This window comes from Streptomyces kanamyceticus (genome assembly GCF_008704495.1).
Lineage (GTDB): Bacteria > Actinomycetota > Actinomycetes > Streptomycetales > Streptomycetaceae > Streptomyces > Streptomyces kanamyceticus.
The window spans coordinates 1,317,806-1,334,583 of sequence record NZ_CP023699.1; the positions used below are offsets into that span (position 1 = coordinate 1,317,806).

The following is a 16,778-nucleotide window of genomic DNA, read 5'->3' on the forward strand; positions in this document are numbered from 1 at the left end:
CGAAGATGGTGGCATGAGCGCTTCCCAGAGACGTATCACCTTCTTCACCGACAACGCGTCGGACACCCGCTACAAGGGACCGAGCACCGGGGACGAACGCACTCTGCTCACCGACCAGTTGGCCATCCAGCGGGCCACGCTCGAGCTGAAGTGCGCGGGCCTCACCAAGGAGCTGGGCGAGCGGTCCGCCGCGCCGTCCACCCTCTCGCTGCTCGGCCTGGTGCGGCACGTGACCGACATGGAACGCCGCTGGTTCCGGCTCTGTCTGGCCGGGCTCGACGAGCAGCCGCTCTATGCGACGCCGGACAACGCCGACAACGACATCGACGGGGCGGCGGCCGACCCCGCCCCCGAGACCGTCGCGGCGGCCTGGGAGGCCTGGCGCGCCGAGGTCGAGTTCGCCGAACGCTTCGTGGCCGAGGCGCCCCACTTCGACGTCGAGGGCCACAACCCCTGGCGCGGGACGGTGTCGCTGCGCTGGGTGCTGATCCACGTGATCCAGGAGTACGCCCGCCACAACGGCCACGCCGATCTGCTCCGTGAGCGGATCGACGGGGCGGTGGGCCTGTGACCCCAGCGGTGGGGCGGCGGTACGCCGCCGCGGAGCCGCGCAGGGCCGCCATCGTGGAGGCGGCCCTCGGCCGCTTCGCGCAGGCGGGCTATCTGAACGCCTCGCTCGCCAGGATCGCCGCCGACGCGGGCACGTCCGCGCCGGTGATCGCGCACCACTTCGGCTCCAAGGACCGCCTGCTGATGGCGGTCCTCGAAGCCCGCGAGGAGCGCACGGTCCGCACGTTCGGGCCGCTCCAGGACGCCGTGCGGGGCGAGGACGTGCGGGAGCTGTTCCGCGCGATCCTCGCCCTCGCGGCGTACAACCTCACCCAGCCGGGCCTGATCCAGCTCTACACCCGCCTCTCCGCGGAGGCAGGTGACCCCGGCCATCCGGCGCACGGCTACTTCACCGAGCGGTACGAACGGGTGGCCGGTGTCATCGCCGACGCGCTGCGCCGCTCCCTGGCCGCGGGCCAGTTGCGGGCGGACACCGATCCCGTCCTGGTGGCCCGCGAGATCCTCGCGGTCTCGGACGGCCTCCAGATCCAGTGGTCGTTCACCGAGGGCCGCCTGGACTTCATGGAGCTGTACCGGGCACATCTGGACCGCCTTGCCCGCGCCATCACGGTGGACGGTACGGGTCTCGCGGAGTCGCCCCGAGGCTAGTGCGCGCCGCCGGTCAGCCGAATGTCCCGCGACGAAGCCCCGACGTACACCGCGCGCCTGCCCTCGGGCCGCACCCAGCCACCACGCCCGGTGTCCCAGTACGACAGCTGCCGCTCGCCCACGCGCAGCGTGACCCGCCGGGAGCGGCCGGGCCCCAGCTCGACGCGCTCGAAGGCGGCGAGGGTCCTCAAGGGCAGCTCCACGTCCGCGTGCCGGGGCGGCCCGACGTACACCTGCGGCACTTCCGCACCGCCGCGGTGCCCGCGGTTGGTCACCGTGAAGGACACCTCGTACCCCGTGCCCGCGCGCCGCACGGAGAGCCCCGAGTAGCCGAACTCCGTGTAGGACAGGCCGTGTCCGAACGGGTAGAGCGGTGCGGTGCCCGCCTTGTCGAAGCCCCGGTAGCCGGTGAAGACGCCTTCGCTGTACGTGACGGTCCCCTCGACGCCGTAGTAGCGCTCGGGGTGGGCCGGGTCGAGCGTCGGGTGGTCGCTCTCCTTCTTCGGCCAGGTGACGACGGACTTGCCGCCGGGGTTGGCGCGGCCGAGCAGCAGGTCGGCGGTGGACCAGCCGCCCTCCTGGCCGACGTACCCGGCGTGCAGGACCGCGCGGACGGCCCTGCGCCACGGCATCGTGACGGGCCCGCCGGTGTTGAGCACGACGACGGTGCGCCGGTTGGCTGCCGCGACGGCCGCGATCAGCTCGTCCTGGTGGGCGGGCAGGGCGAGCGTGGTGAGGTCGCCGCTGCCGCCGAGCGCGCCGCCCTCGCCGTTGTACGCGAAGACGACGGGCGTGTGCACGCGCCGGGCGATCCCGGCCGCGGCCGCGATGCGCGCGGCCCGCCGCTCCGGTGTGACCCAGGCGAACCGGACCTGGACGGGGACACGTTCGACGACGGTCTCGTCCCATCCGGTGGCCTTGACGACGAGGGCGTAGGAGCGGCCCGCGGTGAGCTTCATCGGAGCCGCCCTGCCGTTGTCGAGGCCGTCCGTCGTGGGCACGATCGAGGACCACTTGCGTGTGAAGGCGTCCCGCACGCCGGACGCGGTCGCGAGCTCCGCGCCGTCCAGGCTCAGCGAGACGGCGGCGCCCCAGCCCTGGATGTTCAGCGCGTACTCCCCCGTGGTGGGCGGCACGAAGGTGCCGGTCCATTCGACGGCCGCGCCGATGGGCAGGGCCTTGTCGCCGGTGAAGTCGATGGTCCTGTCGGTGCCGCCGCCCTCGCGGACCAGGCCCTCGGGGAAGGCGGACGCGGGCACGGCCGTCCCCGTGAGGTCGACGCCCACCTCGTACGCGATCTTCCGGCCCGTCGTGCGGCGCAGCGCGTCCAGGGGGCTGACCATGCGGTCCTCGAAGCCGTACGCGCGCTCGCCGGAGACCGAGACGGCGACCTGGCCCGCGGTGGGGCCGATGAGGGCGAGGTCGCGCAGGGCCGCGCGGGAGAGCGGGAGTCCGCCGTCGTTGGCGAGCAGCACGGCGCCCTGGACGGCGACCTCGCGGGCGACGCGGGCGCCCGCCTCGACGTCGATCGTCCTGCGGGCGGGCACGCGGCTGCCGTCGAGCATGCCGAACGCGTCGTACTGGCCGAGGATGCGGGAGACCGCCGTGTCCAGGGCCGCCTCGGGGACGGAGCCGTCCTCGACGGCCTTCCTCAGGGGCGCGCCGAAGTGGGAGCCGTCCCACATCTGCATGTCGAGCCCGGCCTGGAGGGCGGCCGTGGAGTGGGTGGCGCCCCAGTCGGAGGTGACGAACCCCTCGAAGCCGAGCTCGCCGCGCAGGATGTCGGTGAGAACGGTGTGGTTCTCGCTGTTCCAGGGGCCGTTGAGGTGGTTGTAGGCGGACATCACCGAGGCGCAGCCCGCGCGGACGACGGCTTCGAAGGCGGGCAGGTACAGCTCGTGCAGGGTGCGCTCGTCGACCACGAAGTCGTAGGAATTCTCCGGCTGTTCGCGGTCGAACTCGTGCAGGCGCTGGTTGTTGGCGAGGAAGTGCTTGGCCTGGGCGAGCATGCCCTGCGCCTGGATGCCCTCGACCTGCGCGGCGCCGATGAGCGCGTTCAGGTACGGGTCCTCGCCCGACTGGTCCTTGTTGCGGCTGAAGAACGGGGTGCGGGAGAGCTCGATCTGCGGGGCGAGCAGCACGTCCTGGCCGAGGGTGCGGCCCTCGCGGCCCATCACCGCGCCGTACGCGCGGGCGAGTTCGGGGTTGAAGGCGGCGCCGAGCGTGGAGACGGGCGGGAGCCCGGTCGCGGACTTCGCGACGTTGACGCCCGCGGGGCCGTCGGTCAGGCGCAGCTCGGGGATGCCGAGGCGGGAGACGCCGGGGAGGTAACCGGCCTGGCCCAGTCTGCGCGGGTCGACGGCGCCGTGCACCAGGCTGATCTTCTCGTCGAGGGTGAGGCGGGCGAGCAGCTTGCGGACGCGGGGGGTGGCCTGCGCGGGGGCCGCGGCGGCGGGTGCGGCCGTGGCGAGCGGGCCCGCGGCGGCGACGAAGGCGAAGGCGGCCGCGGTGCCGCCCAGTTGCTTCAGAAGTTCACGGCGAGTGGTGGCGGGCATGACGAATCGACCTCCGGAACGCGGCTCTTGGGCATGCCGGACTGGTCGGCGACGCCAAGATCTGAATGCGTCCTCCGCGCCAGTGCGGGTCTACGGGGCCTGAGTGTTGATTGGTTGAACGCTCAAGGTCAAGAGTCGGTTCGGGAAAACTTTTGGACCCGTTCAGTTTTTGCTCGTTACGGCCTCGTGAACGCTCCCCCGCCCCGGGAATAGTCGGGCGATCTTGGCGGTCGTCCCCTACGGAAGCCGATCGAGGCGCGATCGAGGCGCGATCGACGCTCGACGATCGACATGAGAGCGAAGTAAGGGGAGTCCAGATGCCCAAGGCGTACGTATTCACCGAGCACGGCGGCCCCGAGGTGGAGACCTTCCTCGACCTGCCGCAGCCGGAGCCGGGACCCGGCCAGCTGCTCGTCGCGGTGCGCGCGGCGGGCGTCAACCCGGTCGACTGGAAGCTGCGCGCGGGCAAGCGGCGGCCCGGCCAGGGCCCGCTGACCGGCCCCGAGGTCCTGGGCAGCGAGGTCGCGGGCGTCGTGGAGCGGGTCGGTCCCGGCGTCGAGGGGTTCGCGGTCGGCGATCCGGTGTTCGGCAACCCGGTCACCGGCGGCTACGCCCAGTACACGCTGGTCCCCGCCGCCATCGCCGCCCACAAGCCCGACACCCTCTCGTTCACGGACGCGGCCACGCTGCCGGTCGCGGCGGCCACCGCGTACGACGGTCTTCGCCAGCTCGACCTGCCCGCGGGGTCGACGCTCCTGATCACCGGCGCCGGGGGCGGTGTCGGGGTGGCCGCGACACAGATCGCCGTGCACTTCGGGCTGCGCGTGGTGGGCACGGCGAGCGCGGGCAAGAAGGAGTTCGTCGAGTCGCTCGGCGCGGTCCATGTGGCGCGTGGGCCCCAACTGGCCGAACGCATACGGGAGTCGGCGCCCCACCACCGCGTAGACGCGATCCTCGACCTGGTCGGCGGACCGGACCTGGCACAGGTCGCGGGGCTGCTCGCCGACCGCGGGAAGCTGATCACCGCGGCCGCCAAGGAGACCGTCGCCGAGCTCGGCGGCGCCCCGGTCGCCCGGGCCCGCACCGCCGAGGTCCTCGACCAGGTCGCGCTCCTCGCCGTGGCGGGCGTGCTGCGCCCGCACGTCACGGCGACGTACCCCCTCGACCGCGCGGACGAGGCACTGCGCGCCGTCGAGGACGGCCACGCGCAGGGCAAGATCGTGATCGAGGTGGCCGCGTGAGCCGGGTCCTCGGTGAGCCGGGGGCCGCGGCTCAGCTGCGGGACCGCGCCCCGCACCCCCTCGACAACCCCGCCTACGCCTCCCTCACCGGGCCGCACGCGCACCTGGCCGAGCGGCGCGGACGGATCGTGCGCTATCCGCTCGACGTGTCGCCGTGGCTCGGGTTCCCCGATGACGCGGGGGACGCGGACTGGGCGGACCTGGCCGCGCTCGCGGGGCCCGGCACCGAGGTGCCGCTGCCGGGGACGACGATGGATCCGCCCGACGGGTGGGAGCTGACCTTCGTCCTTGACGGCGTGCAGCTCGTGGACGACGGGATCGCCGCGGCGCCGGACCCGGAGGCCGTGCGGCTCGGGCCCGCCGACGTGCCCGAGATGCTCGACCTGGTCGAACGCACCCAGCCGGGCCCCTTCCTGCCCCGCACCGTCGAGCTCGGCACCTACCTGGGCATACGACGTGGGGGCGCGCTCGTCGCGATGGCCGGGGAACGCCTGCACCCACCGGGCTGGACCGAGATCAGCGCGGTCTGCACCGACCCGGCGTACCGCGGGCACGGCCTGGCGACGCGCCTTGTCCTCGCCGTCGCGCACGGCATCAGGGAGCGCGGCGAGACCCCGTTCCTGCACACCGCCGCGCGGAACACCGTAGCCATCCGGCTCTATGAGTCGCTCGGCTTCCGGCTGCGGCGGACCACGCAGTTCCGTGCGGCGCGTACGCCAGGGCCTGCGGCCGCCGGGAAAAGTGAGGGCTGAGCGGTCGGCTTGACATCCGCGGGCCGTCCGAGGCTGGTCGCGCAGTTCCCCGCGCCCCTAACGGGGCTCAAACCTTGCGCGGATCCACCAGTTGGAGTTCCAGCGCCGGCGACATCTTCGCGATGCCCGGGCCGCCCGCCTGTGCCCACGCCACTATCCCGTCCACCGACTCGTCGTCCGTGACGAAGCCGATCCAGGCCGGGCGGCCGCCTCGTCTGCGGCCCTCGTGGGAGGGCTGCACGACGACGATGTTGGCCTGACCGCACGGGCCGAGGCAGTCGGTCGTGCGCAGTGCGAAGCGGCCGCGTGAGGCCGCCGCCGCCGAGCGCAGCCGCTCCAGCTGCCAGACGTGGTCGATGCCGGGATTCTTGCGGGCGTCGCCGCAGCAGCAGCCCCTGCACACGACGAGCGTGCAGGGGCGGCGTGCCGCGGCACCGATGGAGACGACGGGACTCATGTCGTGATCATCTCAGGTACGCGAGACCGGGATGCACACCCCGGTAGCCCTCCGCGAGACGGCGCGCGACCGTCACCGAGTCGACGAGCGGATGGAGCGCGAACGCCTTGACCGCGGTGGCCAGCGAGCCGCTCTCCGCCGCCGCGAGCACCTCGCGCTCGACGGCCTTGACCGCGCAGACCAGGCCGGTGGCGTGGCCGGGCAGCGGGCTCACCGACAGCGGGTGTGCGCCGTTGGCGTCCACCGAGCACGGCACCTCGATGACGGCGTCCGCGTCCAGGGCGGAGAGCGTCGTGCCGTTGCGGACGTTGAGGATCAGCGTGGCCCGCTCGTCGCGCGCGATGGCCCGCATCAGGGCGAGGGCGACCTTCTCGTACCCGCCCGATTCGAGGTCCTGTTCGGCGCGCTCACCGGCCCCCGACGCCTCCCGGTTCTCCGCCATATAGGTCGCCTCGCGCTCGGCCCTCGTGTCGTCCCAGGTCTTGAGCGCGGGGGCGGCGGCGCGGGCCATCTCGGCGTAGAAACCGCCTTGTTGGTCGCGGAGGAAGGCGCCGCGGGTCTGCTCCGCCTCCTGGTAGGCGCGGACGGTCTCGCGGTTGAAGTAGTAGTAGTGCAGGTATTCGTTGGGGATCGCGCCCAGCGACCTGAGCCAGTCGGTGCCGAAGAGCCTGCCCTCCTCGAAGGAGCCGAGGAGTTCCGGGTCGGCGAGCAGGCGCGGGAGTTCGTCGCGGCCCACGATGCGCAGACCGCGCAGCCAGCCGAGGTGGTTGAGGCCCACGTAGTCGATGAACGCCTCGTCGGGGTTGCCGCCGAGCACCCGCGCCACCCGACGGCCGAGGCCCACGGGCGAGTCGCAGATGCCGATGACGCGATCGCCGATGTGCCGGGACATGGCCTCGGTGACCAGGCCCGCGGGGTTGGTGAAGTTGATGACCCAGGCGTCGGGGGCGAGTTCCCGCACCCGGCGCGCGATGTCGACGGCGACGGGCACGGTCCGCAGGCCGTAGGCGATGCCGCCCGCGCCGACCGTCTCCTGGCCGAGGACGTCCTCGGCGAGCGCGACGCGTTCGTCGGCGGCCCGGCCCTCCAGGCCGCCCACGCGGATCGCGGAGAACACGAAGTCGGCGCCGCGCAGCGCCTCGTCGAGATCGGTGGTGGCGGTGACGGACGGCGCGTCGGGCACGCCGTCGGCCTGTTCGGCCAGGACGCGGGCGATCGCGCCGAGCCGCGCCGCGTCCAGGTCGTGCAGGACGACTTCGGTGACGCGGCCCTCCGCGTGGTCGCCGAGCAGCGCCCCGTACACGAGCGGGACGCGGAATCCACCGCCGCCGAGAATGACCAGCTTCACGCCTCAACCACCTTCTGTCGGACCATGTATCGGCTCCTGCCACGTTACGTACGATTGCGCCGCAGCGACCCGAACCCCCACGGAGGTACGCACCCCGATGAGCCCGAAAAGATCACTCAAGACGTCCGCCGCCCTGCTCGGCGCCGTCACCCTGGCCCTGACGACGGCCTCCGCCGCCTCGGCCGCGCCCCGCTCGCCCGGCGGCTGGCAGGAGTCAGGCACCTCGTACGTCAACTCGCTCACCGGCAGCCAGGGCCTGGCGAGCAAGGCGGACGGCAGCCTCCTGTACCGGGGGCTCGGCTCCATACCCCTCGATCTGCGCATCAAGGGCTGGGGACACATAGGCGACCCGGACATCGCGCGGGGCCACACCTTCGACGCCTACCAGGGCGGCGACGACGCGAAGTCGAAGATGTACGCGGTCACCACGCCCGGCGGGCAGCGCTACCTCTACGAACACCCGCTGGACCCGGGCGAGAAGCTCAACAACTCCTTCGCGGCCGTCTCGCCCGACGCGCAGTGGCTGGTCTCGGGCGAGTGGGGCGACCAGAACCGCCTCCAGGTCTTCCCCGCCCCGCTGCTCAACTCCTCGACCCCGCCCACCGGGGGCACCCTCGCGCAGGCCGGGCAGATCTCGCTCGACAAGCCGGTGCGTGACATCCAGGGCTGCGACTTCGCCTCGGACACCCGTCTGGTGTGCGCCTCCAACGACGCGTCCAAGGAGCTCTTCCCCGAGGACCGCCCTGTCCTCCAGGTCGACCTGGAGCGCCCGCTCGACGGCAAGCCGGTGACCGGCCGCGTCTCCAGCCTCTTCGCGTCGCCGCAGCGCAGCATCTGCTCCGGCAGCTTCGAGACGGAGGGCGTGGACTACGACTCCGAGCGCCGGACGCTGCGCGTGGAGGTGGTGCCGCCGTCGGTGTGCCTGGTGACGACGGCGGTGTACGCGTACAAGCCGACGACGGGCTGACGGCGGTGCCGGTGTCCGGCTGACGGACGGTACGTGTGGGGCGCCGCCGTATCGGGGAAGGTCGTGATCATGACACAGCACGACGAGCAGGTGACCACCACCGTCCCCGCCCCCGCCCACGAGCGGCGCCCCGTACGGCAGTTGCTCGCCGCGTCGGTGGGCAACGCGGTGGAGTGGTACGACTGGTACGCGTACACGTTCCTCGCGACGTACATCGCGGGCCAGGTCTTCCCCAAGGGATCCGGCAACTCCCTGGTCCCGCTGCTCTCCACGTTCGCCGTGTTCGCGGTGGGCTTCTTCATGCGGCCCGTCGGCGGCCTGCTCATGGGCGCGGTCGCCGACCGGCGGGGCAGGCGGGCGGCGCTCACCGTCACCATCCTGCTGATGGGCGGCAGCAGCCTGCTGGTCGGCCTGACCCCGACGTACGCGTCCGTGGGCGTGCTCGCCCCTGTGGTGCTCGTCGCCGCGCGGCTGCTCCAAGGGCTCTCGGTGGGCGGCGAGTTCGCGGCCTCCACGACGTTCCTGGTGGAGTCGGCGGGGCCCGGGCGGCGCGGGCTCTTCTCCAGCTTCCAGTACGTCTCCACGAGCGCGGGCCAGCTCGCCGCGTCCGGCATCGCGGCGCTCCTCGTCGCCACGCTCACCGAAGGGCAGATGGACGGCTGGGGCTGGCGGCTGCCGTTCCTGATCGGCGCGGTGCTCAGCCTGGTGGGCTTCTGGATCAGGCAGGGCGCGCACGAGACGCACGAGGCGCCCGCGGGACAGGGCGACCGACCCGGCCTGTTCGACGCGCTGCGGCACCATCCGCGCCAGTCGCTGCTGATCTGCGGCATCACGGCGGGCGGCACGCTGGCCTACTACACGTGGACGTCGTACCTGCCGACGTACGCCGAGCTGAACACCGACATCGACAAGAGTCAGGCGCTGCTCGCGGGCACCATCTCGCTCGCCTTCTTCGCGCTGCTCCAGCCGCTCGGCGGCCTCCTCTCCGACCGCTTCGGCCGCAGGCCGCCACTCCTCTTCTTCGGCATCGGCTTCACCGTCCTGAGCGTGCCACTGCTCAAGTCCCTGACCGGTTCGTTCACTTCCCTGCTGCTCGTGCAGTGCGCGGGGATGGTGCTGCTCACCGGCTTCACGTCGATCTCGGCGGCGGTGAACGCGGAGGTGTTCCCGGCGCGGGTCCGGGCGGCCGGGATCGGTTTCCCCTACTCGCTGACCGTCGCACTCTTCGGGGGCACGGCCCCCTACATGGGAACCCTGTTCAAGGAGATCGGTTCCCCGGGATTGTTCCCCGTGTACGTGGCCGTGCTGTGTGTCGTCTCTTCGTTCGTGTACCTGCGGCTGCCGGAGACGGCGCATCGGCCGCTGGAGAGGTAGGGCACCCAAGGCGTGGCACGAGGCGGCGTTCTCACGCCGCGCCGTACACCGTGTCCAGGAGGCCCTTGACGAACCCGTCGAGGTCGTCGAGTCCGGCCGCGGCCAGCGTGGCCGGACCCCGGGCCACCAGGTGGGGAAGCGCGGCGTGCAGGGCCAGCGTGACGGCGGCGGCCCGCTGCGGGGTCACGGGCAGGCCCGCGCTGCGTTGGGCCTGCTCGAAGTGGGCGAAGTCGGCGGCCGCGAAGGCATCCAGCGGCTCCGTCAGCCACGGAGTCCGCGTCGCCTCGCGCTGCAGCTCCAGGAGCGCGAGCACCCGGACGCGGCCGGGTCCTTCGACGTGTTCCAGAAGCGTGCGCAACAGGGCGGTCAGCCCTGCCCGGTCGACGGGCGCGGGTCTGGGGATCGCCGCGTACAGCTCGATGACGCGTTCCGCGCTCGCCCGCAACAGCGCGTCCCTGGTGGGGAAGTAGTTCTTGGTGGTGCCCGGCGGAACATCCGCTGCGGCATCGACGGCCCGGTGCGTCAGGCCCTTGCTGCCGGATTCCGCCAGTACGTCGATGGCCGCGTCGCCCAGGCGATCCCGTCTTTCTCGATTCACGTATCCAAACTACCTCATCCGTGGTACCACAGTTGTGGTGGTTCTGATCGTGGGTCGCGGATCGAAGGTCGAACGGGAGTGGTTCTGGTGGCTGTGGGCTATCTGATGACCGTGGTGTTGGCCGCGCTGATCGCGGTGTTCTGCCTGGTTCGCATCCGCGGGCCGAAGCCGCTCTTCTACGTCAGCTACCGGCTCGGCCTGGTCTTCAACGAGATGCCGTTCCTGGTCGTCTACGCACTGGCGGCATCGACGGCGCTGGCCTTCGCGGAAGGCGACATCGAAACGGCCGCCGACCGGGTGGCCGTCGGTGCGGCCGCGGCCTCGGCCGTCGCACTCGCCGTGGTGGCCCGGCGCGGGATGCGGACCGCACGCGCGGTCAGGCTCGCCCTGGACGAGGCGCTCGGCGCCGGTACGGCCACGCGCCGCAGGCCGCCGCTGGCACGCATTCTGCTGAGGCCCGTCTTCCGGCGCCGCCGTGACGTCAGACGGGTGGGCAACCTCCGTTACGGGGACGGGGGCCGCCGCAACCTCCTGGACCTCTACCACCACCGGGCGCGCCCCGAGGGCGGCCCCGTACTGATCCACTTCCACGGCGGCCACTACGACCAAGGGCGGAAGAACACCCAGTCGCTCCCCCTGCTCTACCGGCTCGCCGGCCAGGGCTGGGTCTGCATCAGCGCCAACTACCGCCTGCGGCCCGCCTTCTCGCACCCCGACCATCTGATCGACGCGAAGAAGGTGATCGCCTGGGCGCGCGAACACGCCGAGGAGTACGGCGCGCACCCCGAGGCGGCCGTGTTCGTGTCGGGGAGTTCCGCGGGCGCGCACATGGCGGCGCTCGCCGCCCTGACCCCCAACGAACCGCGCTACCAGCCCGGGTTCGAGGAGGCGGACACTTCCGTGACGGCCGCCATCGCGCTGAACGGCTACCTCGGGACGTACTTCGACGGGGATCCGGCGACGTCGCCGGCGCATCTCGCCCGCGCGGACGCGCCACCGTTCCTCATCGCGCACGGCGACCTGGACGAGCTGGTGGAGACCGAGAACCCCAAGGCCCTCGCCACCGCCCTGCGCTCGGTGTCCACCTCGCCGGTCGTGTACGTCGAACTCCGGGGCGGGCACCACGCCTTCGACCTCTTCCATTCCTTCCGCTTCGAGGCGCTGATCGACGGCATCGAGGATTTCGCCGCGTGGGTGAGGGCGGAGAAGAGGGTGGTCTAGCCCTCCGCGGGAACCGTCACGATCGAACGGCCCGCCCACTCCGGGGCCGGTTCGGTCAGGGCCGTGAGGTGTTCGCGGATCTCGTCGGGGAACGGGGTCGTACGGCCCTGGTTCTGGTCCACGTGGAGGGCGAGGAGCTCCGTGGTGGCCACGGGGCTCGCGTCCTCGGCCGGGTCGGCGTCCGCGTCGTCGACCACGTACATCTCGTGCGTGAAGCGTGCCTTCTTGGCGTCGGCGCCCAGCATGCGGGTGCGGACGGCCAGTTGGGCGCCCTCGGGGACATCGTTCAGGTACCGGATGTGGGACTCGACCGTGTAGAGGGAGCAGCCGGTGGACTCGCGGTAGCCCGCGTGCAGGCCCGTCTCGATCATCATGGCGTCGGTGGCGTAGCCGAAGACCAGGACGTAGAAGGCCTCGCTCATATGGCCGTTGTAGTCGATCCACTCGGGGCGGACCTGCCGGTGGAGCAGGGGCAGCGGCTCGCGCGCGGTCACTTCTTGCCTCCGTTCAGGCGCCCGGTGGCGCGCAGGACGTCGATGACTCCCTGGTCGCGCTCGGCGACGAGATCGGCGATGGTGCGCCCGTTCGCCTCCTCGTCGCAGCCCGCGACCACCGCGTCGTACAGCTTCTTGTCGAGTTCGGGGGCCTCCAGGCGCGTCCACGGCGACTTCAGGGAGGGGCCGAAGTGGTCGAGCATGTGGGCCATGCCGCCCTCGCCGCCCGCGAGCGCGAAGGTGAGCATCGGGCCCATGAACGCCCAGCGCAGGCCGGGGCCCTCGGTGATGGAGTCGTCGATCTCCTGGACGGTGGCCTCGCCGTTGGCGACCATGTGCAGGGCCTCGCGCCACAGGGCTTCCTGAAGGCGGTTGGCGATGAAGCCGGGAACCTCGCTCCGCATGGTGATCACGGACTTGCCCGCGACGTCGTAGAACCGGGAGGCCCAGGCCACCGCTTCGGCGTCGGTGCGCTCGCCGCCGACGACCTCGACGAGGGGGATGAGGTAGGGCGGATTGAAGGGGTGGCCGACGACGAGGCGCCCGGGGGTGGCGGCCGTGGTCTGCATGTCGGTCATCGGGTAGCCGGAGGTGGAGGAGGCGATGACGACTCCGGCGGGCGTGGCGGCGTCGAGATCGGCCAGCAGGTCGCGCTTGAGCTCCAGCTTCTCCGGGGCGCTCTCCTGCACGAACTGCGCGTCGGCGACGGCCTCTTCGAGGGTCGCGGCGACGGTGAGCCGGTCCCGCGAAGCGCCGTCGGCGAGCCCGAGCTCGATGAGCGCGGGCCAGGCGGCGTCGACGAGGCGGCGCAGCTTCACCTCGGCGTCGGGCGCCGGGTCCCACGCGGTCACGTCGTACCCACGGGCCAGGAAGTGGGCGACCCATCCGCCGCCGATGACGCCCGCGCCTATACAGGCGACGCGGCGGACTTCTTCAGGGGTGGTGGTAGTCATGGGGGACTCCTATTCGTTGCTGCGGGGGGGGCGCCCCTTAAGGGGCGCGGGGAACTGCGCGACAAGCCACGACGGACCCGCGGCCGAGCGGCTGACGGACAGGGGGGTGCCCCTTGAGGGGCGCGGGGAACTGCGCGACAAGCCACGACGGCCCGCGGTCAAACAACTGCACCCGCGGCCGCAGGCACGGCTCCGCCGCGTGGGCGCGACAAGCCACGACGGCCCGCGGTCAAAGAACTACGACCGCGGCCGCAGGCCCAGCTTCTGGCGGGCCTCGTCCGGCGTGGCGACCCGCGAGCCGAGGTTCTCGGTGATCTGCACCGCACGCTCGACGAGCTGCGCGTTGCTCACCTTGTTCCCCTTGCCGAGGTAGAGGTTGTCCTCAAGACCCACCCGCACCTGCCCACCGAGCAGGATCGACTGGGCGACCCACGGCATCTGCATGCGGCCGAGCGCGAAGCTGGCCCACTGGGCGCCTTCGGGCAGCATGTTGACCATGGACTGCAGGACGCCCGGGTCGGCGGGCGCGCCCCACGGGATGCCCATGCAGAGCTGGAAGACGGTGGGGTTGTCGAGCAGTCCTTCGGCGAGCAGCTGCTTGGCGAACCAGAGCTGGCCGGTGTCGAAGATCTCCAGCTCAGGCCGTACGCCGAGCTCCTGGATGCGCCTGGCGCCCTGGCGGAGCATGTCGGGGGTGGAGATGTAGAGGTTGTCGCCGAAGTTGAGCGAGCCGCAGTCCAGGGTGCAGATGTCGGGCAGCAGCTCCTCGACGTGCGGGAGCCGGTCGAGACCGCCGACGAGGTCCGTGCCGGGCAGCTCGCCGAGCTCCTTGAGCGGCTCGGCAGGGTCGATGACGAGGTCGCCGCCCATGCCCGCCGTCAGGTTGATGACGACGTCGGTGCCGGTCTCCTTGATGCGCTCGACGACCTCGCGGTACAGGCGCGGGTCGCGCGAGGGGTCGCCGGTCTCGGGGTCGCGGACGTGGATGTGCACGACGGCGGCGCCCGCCCCGGCGGCCTCCACCGCGGAGGTGGCTATCTGCTCGGGCGTCACGGGCACGTGCGGGCTCTTGCGGACGGTGTCGCCCGCGCCGGTCAGGGCGGCGGTGATGATGACGTTGTCGTTCACGGGCATGCGGAACTCTCCCTCGGGGGTGGGGTGTTGGGTACGGAGAACGGCCGTACGACGCGTACGTTGCGTACGTTGCGTACGGGAAGTCAGTGCGCGGTCAGCGTGGCGTCGACGTACGCGGTGAGGGCCTCGTGCATGTCGTCGGGGCCCGCCCCGGGGCTGTCCGGGGCGGCCGCGAGGACCTGAGTGGCGAGGCCGTCGATCAGCGCGGTGAGGCGCAGCGCGGCGGCCGCCGGGTCGGCGAGCCGGAAGACGCCCTCGGCGATGCCGCGGCGGATGACGTCGGCGACGGTGGTGCGCCACTGCCGGTAGTAGTCGGCGTGCAGTCGGCCCACGGCGGTGGAGCGGGCGGCCTCCGCCCACAGGTCGAGCCAGACGCTCCACTGCCAGCGCTGCTGCGGGGTGCGCGGGATCTGCAGCTCGATGAGCTGACGCAGCTCGTCGGCGGCGTCAGCGGCGTCGGCGACGCGCGCGGCGCGACGTGCGGTGTCCTCGTCCATGCACCAGCGCACGGCCGCTTCGAGGAGGTCGCCGCGGCCGGGGAAGTGGTAGTGGATGGCGGCGGTGCTGGTGTCACAGGCCGCGGCGATGTCCTGGACGCGGACGGCGTGGAAGCCGTGCTCGGCGATGAGGCGGACGGTCTCGCGGATGATCTGCAGGGGGCGGCCGCCCTCCAGGGAGGCGCCCGCCGTGCCCGCCGGGCCCGCCGTGCGCGGGCGCCGCGCGGGCGCCGCGGTGGGCGCGGTGCCGAGGAGCCAGCCCGCGTCGACGCCGCCGGTGGCGGCGATGCGGGCCAGCTCGGCCGCGGTGAACCTGCGCGTGCCGCCCAGGGAGCGGGACAGCTTCGAGGGGTCCATCACGATCCGGCGCGCGAATTCGCGCTGGGTCACGCCCGCGTCGGTGATGACTTTCCGTACGCGCTCGGCGACGTCGTCCCGCTGCTCTGACTGCATGGTGAGCAACCGTACCCATGCGTTGCGATCAGCACAACATGGGTACGTCCATTGCGCAGCAAGAAGCCGAATTGAGCTTCTGACTGTCGCATCAGTCAGGCAGTCGGTCGGTCAGTCAGTCACGGGTGTGCGCGCGGTACAGATCGAGCTCGCCGTCGAGTTCGAGGACGAGCACGGTGCAGAGCGGGTCGAGGTCGTCGTCGGTCAGGTGGAGGTACTCCCAGCCGGGCACGTCGCCGAGTCCTCCGACGCGTTCGTGGCGCACGGGGGTACCGGTGCCGAGCACGCGGGCCGAGGTCACGGCGTTGCGGACGCCGCGAAGGACCACGTACTCGTTGGGCCGGTCGAAGAGGAAGAGGTGGAGGGTGCGGCGGTCGGCGGAGAGGGTGGAGGGGCCGTAGAAGTGGCCGTGCGGCAGGCCGCGGACCGTGCCGTGGACGGCGTCGGCGTGCCGCCCCTTCCACTCCCCCAGCGCCGCGAGCCGCTCGGCCTGCTCGGGCGGGAGCGTGCCGTCCTCCTTGGGGCCGACGTCGAGCAGGAGGTTGCCGCCGCCCCCGATGGTCTCGACGAAGACGCGGACCAACTGGCGGGGCGTCTTGTGGTGGGTGTCCTGCGGCTGGTAGCCCCAGGAGTCGTTGACGGTGAGGCACAACTCCCAGTCGCCCGTGGGCGGTTCGATGGGTACGCCCTGTTCGGGGGTGGCGTAGTCGCCGTGGCCCGTGAGGCGGCCGTTGACGACGGTGTGCGGGCTCAGCTCCGCTATCTCCGCGGCGAGTTCGGCCATCCGCCACTGGGCCGGACCGCGCTCCCACTCCCCGTCGAACCACAGCAGGTCGGGCTCGAAGCGTTCCAGTAGCTCCCGCACCTGGGCGCGGTGGAAGGCGAGGAACTCCACCCAGCGCGCGGGGTCCTCGTCGCCCGCGGCGGGCATGGAGTAGGGGTTGCCGCGCTCGGCCGGGTCCTGGCCCGCCGGGCGCACGGTGGCGTAGTCGGGGTGCGACCAGTCCAGGTGGGAGTAGTACAGGCCGACCCTGATGCCGCGGGCGCGCAGCGCGGCGACGTACGGGGCGACGAGGTCGCGGCCCGCGGGGGTCCTTTTGACCACGGACAGGTCGTTCGCGGCGGTGTCCCACAGGGCGACGCCGTCGTGGTGCTTGGCCGTCAGGACGGCGTAGCGGGCACCCGAGCGGACGAACAGGTCCGCCCAGTCGTCGGGCGCGTACCGAGCGGCCGTGAACCGGTCGAGCTGCGCCATGTACCGGTCGTAGGGCACGACACCGTCGAAGAACGACCAGGACTCGGCGACTCCGTCCACGCTGTAGACACCCCAGTGCAGAAAGATCCCAAGCTTGGCATCGCCGAACCAGGGCTGGATCATCGGCGTCTCTCCTCGTCGTAGCGACCGCGACAGGTCCGTGGCAGGCCCGTGGCATGCCCAGCGACCCCCGGCCGCAGTGTGCAGGAGTGGCGTGGCCATGGGAATGGTGAGATCCGGATTGCTTCGGGGGCGCTGGCG

General features: G+C 72.1%; 16 protein-coding genes. 7 read left to right on the top strand and 9 right to left on the bottom strand.

Annotated elements, in window-relative coordinates:
• The first annotated feature begins 13 nt into the window (after positions 1 to 13).
• Together CP970_RS04895 and CP970_RS04900 are read left to right on the top strand one after the other, a co-directional pair.
• Positions 14 to 571, top strand: coding sequence for a DinB family protein (locus tag CP970_RS04895; protein WP_055552218.1), 558 nt, complete (start codon positions 14 to 16; stop codon positions 569 to 571).
• The gene (locus CP970_RS04900; protein ID WP_079043806.1) at positions 568 to 1,218 is read left to right on the top strand and encodes a TetR/AcrR family transcriptional regulator; all 651 of its coding nucleotides are present in this window, start codon (positions 568 to 570) and stop codon (positions 1,216 to 1,218) included. The genes CP970_RS04895 and CP970_RS04900 overlap by 4 nt, the downstream gene beginning before the upstream one ends.
• On the opposite strand, the gene CP970_RS04905 is transcribed toward CP970_RS04900, so the two are convergent.
• Positions 1,215 to 3,773 carry a beta-glucosidase family protein gene (locus CP970_RS04905; protein ID WP_055552222.1) on the bottom strand — a complete coding sequence of 853 codons (2,559 nt, stop codon included), beginning with the start codon at positions 3,771 to 3,773 and terminating at the stop codon, positions 1,215 to 1,217. The two genes, CP970_RS04900 and CP970_RS04905, sit on opposite strands and share 4 nt — an antisense overlap.
• A gap of 317 nt (positions 3,774 to 4,090) precedes the next feature.
• Between CP970_RS04905 and CP970_RS04910 the strand changes: the two genes are divergently transcribed.
• Complete coding sequence (locus tag CP970_RS04910; protein WP_055552224.1) at positions 4,091 to 5,014, top strand: NADP-dependent oxidoreductase; 924 nt, start codon at positions 4,091 to 4,093, stop codon at positions 5,012 to 5,014.
• Positions 5,011 to 5,766: a GNAT family N-acetyltransferase gene (locus CP970_RS04915; RefSeq protein ID WP_224058226.1), complete on the top strand. Its 756-nt coding sequence runs from the start codon at positions 5,011 to 5,013 to the stop codon at positions 5,764 to 5,766. Before CP970_RS04910 ends, CP970_RS04915 begins: the two co-directional genes overlap by 4 nt.
• A gap of 67 nt (positions 5,767 to 5,833) precedes the next feature.
• On the opposite strand, the gene CP970_RS04920 is transcribed toward CP970_RS04915, so the two are convergent.
• Complete coding sequence (locus tag CP970_RS04920; RefSeq protein WP_055552225.1) at positions 5,834 to 6,223, bottom strand: (2Fe-2S) ferredoxin domain-containing protein; 390 nt, start codon at positions 6,221 to 6,223, stop codon at positions 5,834 to 5,836.
• A gap of 7 nt (positions 6,224 to 6,230) precedes the next feature.
• Positions 6,231 to 7,571 carry a 6-phospho-beta-glucosidase gene (locus CP970_RS04925; protein ID WP_055552227.1) on the bottom strand — a complete coding sequence of 447 codons (1,341 nt, stop codon included), beginning with the start codon at positions 7,569 to 7,571 and terminating at the stop codon, positions 6,231 to 6,233.
• 97 nt (positions 7,572 to 7,668) lie between these two features.
• On the opposite strand from CP970_RS04925, the gene CP970_RS04930 reads away from it, so the two are divergent.
• Entirely contained in the window at positions 7,669 to 8,538 is an 870-nt protein-coding gene (locus CP970_RS04930) for a hypothetical protein (RefSeq protein ID WP_055552229.1), read from the top strand.
• A gap of 69 nt (positions 8,539 to 8,607) precedes the next feature.
• Entirely contained in the window at positions 8,608 to 9,912 is a 1,305-nt protein-coding gene (locus CP970_RS04935; protein WP_055552247.1) for an MFS transporter, read from the top strand.
• A 31-nt stretch (positions 9,913 to 9,943) separates the two neighbouring features.
• On the opposite strand, the gene CP970_RS04940 is transcribed toward CP970_RS04935, so the two are convergent.
• Positions 9,944 to 10,510: a TetR/AcrR family transcriptional regulator gene (locus tag CP970_RS04940; protein WP_055552231.1), complete on the bottom strand. Its 567-nt coding sequence runs from the start codon at positions 10,508 to 10,510 to the stop codon at positions 9,944 to 9,946.
• 78 nt (positions 10,511 to 10,588) lie between these two features.
• Here CP970_RS04940 and CP970_RS04945 point away from each other — a divergent pair, with 78 nt between their 5' ends.
• Positions 10,589 to 11,731: an alpha/beta hydrolase gene (locus CP970_RS04945; protein ID WP_224058228.1), complete on the top strand. Its 1,143-nt coding sequence runs from the start codon at positions 10,589 to 10,591 to the stop codon at positions 11,729 to 11,731.
• Here the strand turns inward: CP970_RS04945 and CP970_RS04950 are convergent.
• From CP970_RS04950 to CP970_RS04970, 5 genes are all read right to left on the bottom strand, one after another.
• The gene (locus CP970_RS04950) at positions 11,728 to 12,225 is read right to left on the bottom strand and encodes a thioesterase family protein (protein WP_055552236.1); all 498 of its coding nucleotides are present in this window, start codon (positions 12,223 to 12,225) and stop codon (positions 11,728 to 11,730) included. The two genes, CP970_RS04945 and CP970_RS04950, sit on opposite strands and share 4 nt — an antisense overlap.
• Positions 12,222 to 13,178, bottom strand: a complete 957-nt coding sequence (locus tag CP970_RS04955; RefSeq protein ID WP_055552238.1) for a 3-hydroxyacyl-CoA dehydrogenase NAD-binding domain-containing protein — start codon at positions 13,176 to 13,178, stop codon at positions 12,222 to 12,224. Before CP970_RS04955 ends, CP970_RS04950 begins: the two co-directional genes overlap by 4 nt.
• A 237-nt stretch (positions 13,179 to 13,415) precedes the next feature.
• Positions 13,416 to 14,312 carry a BKACE family enzyme gene (locus CP970_RS04960; protein ID WP_055552240.1) on the bottom strand — a complete coding sequence of 299 codons (897 nt, stop codon included), beginning with the start codon at positions 14,310 to 14,312 and terminating at the stop codon, positions 13,416 to 13,418.
• 83 nt (positions 14,313 to 14,395) lie between these two features.
• Positions 14,396 to 15,262, bottom strand: coding sequence for a TetR/AcrR family transcriptional regulator (locus CP970_RS04965; protein ID WP_055552243.1), 867 nt, complete (start codon positions 15,260 to 15,262; stop codon positions 14,396 to 14,398).
• A 115-nt stretch (positions 15,263 to 15,377) separates the two neighbouring features.
• Complete coding sequence (locus CP970_RS04970; protein ID WP_150492995.1) at positions 15,378 to 16,640, bottom strand: alpha-L-fucosidase; 1,263 nt, start codon at positions 16,638 to 16,640, stop codon at positions 15,378 to 15,380.
• Positions 16,641 to 16,778: the final 138 nt, after the last annotated feature.

What these genes read in the sequence shown, in the direction of transcription:
- CP970_RS04895 (WP_055552218.1), top strand. Translation starts at nt 14, where the DNA reads ATGAGCGCTTCCCAGAGACGTATCACCTTCTTCACCGACAACGCGTCG.
- CP970_RS04905 (WP_055552222.1), bottom strand. Translation starts at nt 3,773, where the DNA reads ATGCCCGCCACCACTCGCCGTGAACTTCTGAAGCAACTGGGCGGCACC.
- CP970_RS04910 (WP_055552224.1), top strand. Translation starts at nt 4,091, where the DNA reads ATGCCCAAGGCGTACGTATTCACCGAGCACGGCGGCCCCGAGGTGGAG.
- CP970_RS04920 (WP_055552225.1), bottom strand. Translation starts at nt 6,223, where the DNA reads ATGAGTCCCGTCGTCTCCATCGGTGCCGCGGCACGCCGCCCCTGCACG.
- CP970_RS04930 (WP_055552229.1), top strand. Translation starts at nt 7,669, where the DNA reads ATGAGCCCGAAAAGATCACTCAAGACGTCCGCCGCCCTGCTCGGCGCC.
- CP970_RS04935 (WP_055552247.1), top strand. Translation starts at nt 8,608, where the DNA reads ATGACACAGCACGACGAGCAGGTGACCACCACCGTCCCCGCCCCCGCC.
- CP970_RS04955 (WP_055552238.1), bottom strand. Translation starts at nt 13,178, where the DNA reads ATGACTACCACCACCCCTGAAGAAGTCCGCCGCGTCGCCTGTATAGGC.
- CP970_RS04960 (WP_055552240.1), bottom strand. Translation starts at nt 14,312, where the DNA reads ATGCCCGTGAACGACAACGTCATCATCACCGCCGCCCTGACCGGCGCG.
- CP970_RS04965 (WP_055552243.1), bottom strand. Translation starts at nt 15,262, where the DNA reads ATGCAGTCAGAGCAGCGGGACGACGTCGCCGAGCGCGTACGGAAAGTC.
- CP970_RS04970 (WP_150492995.1), bottom strand. Translation starts at nt 16,640, where the DNA reads ATGATCCAGCCCTGGTTCGGCGATGCCAAGCTTGGGATCTTTCTGCAC.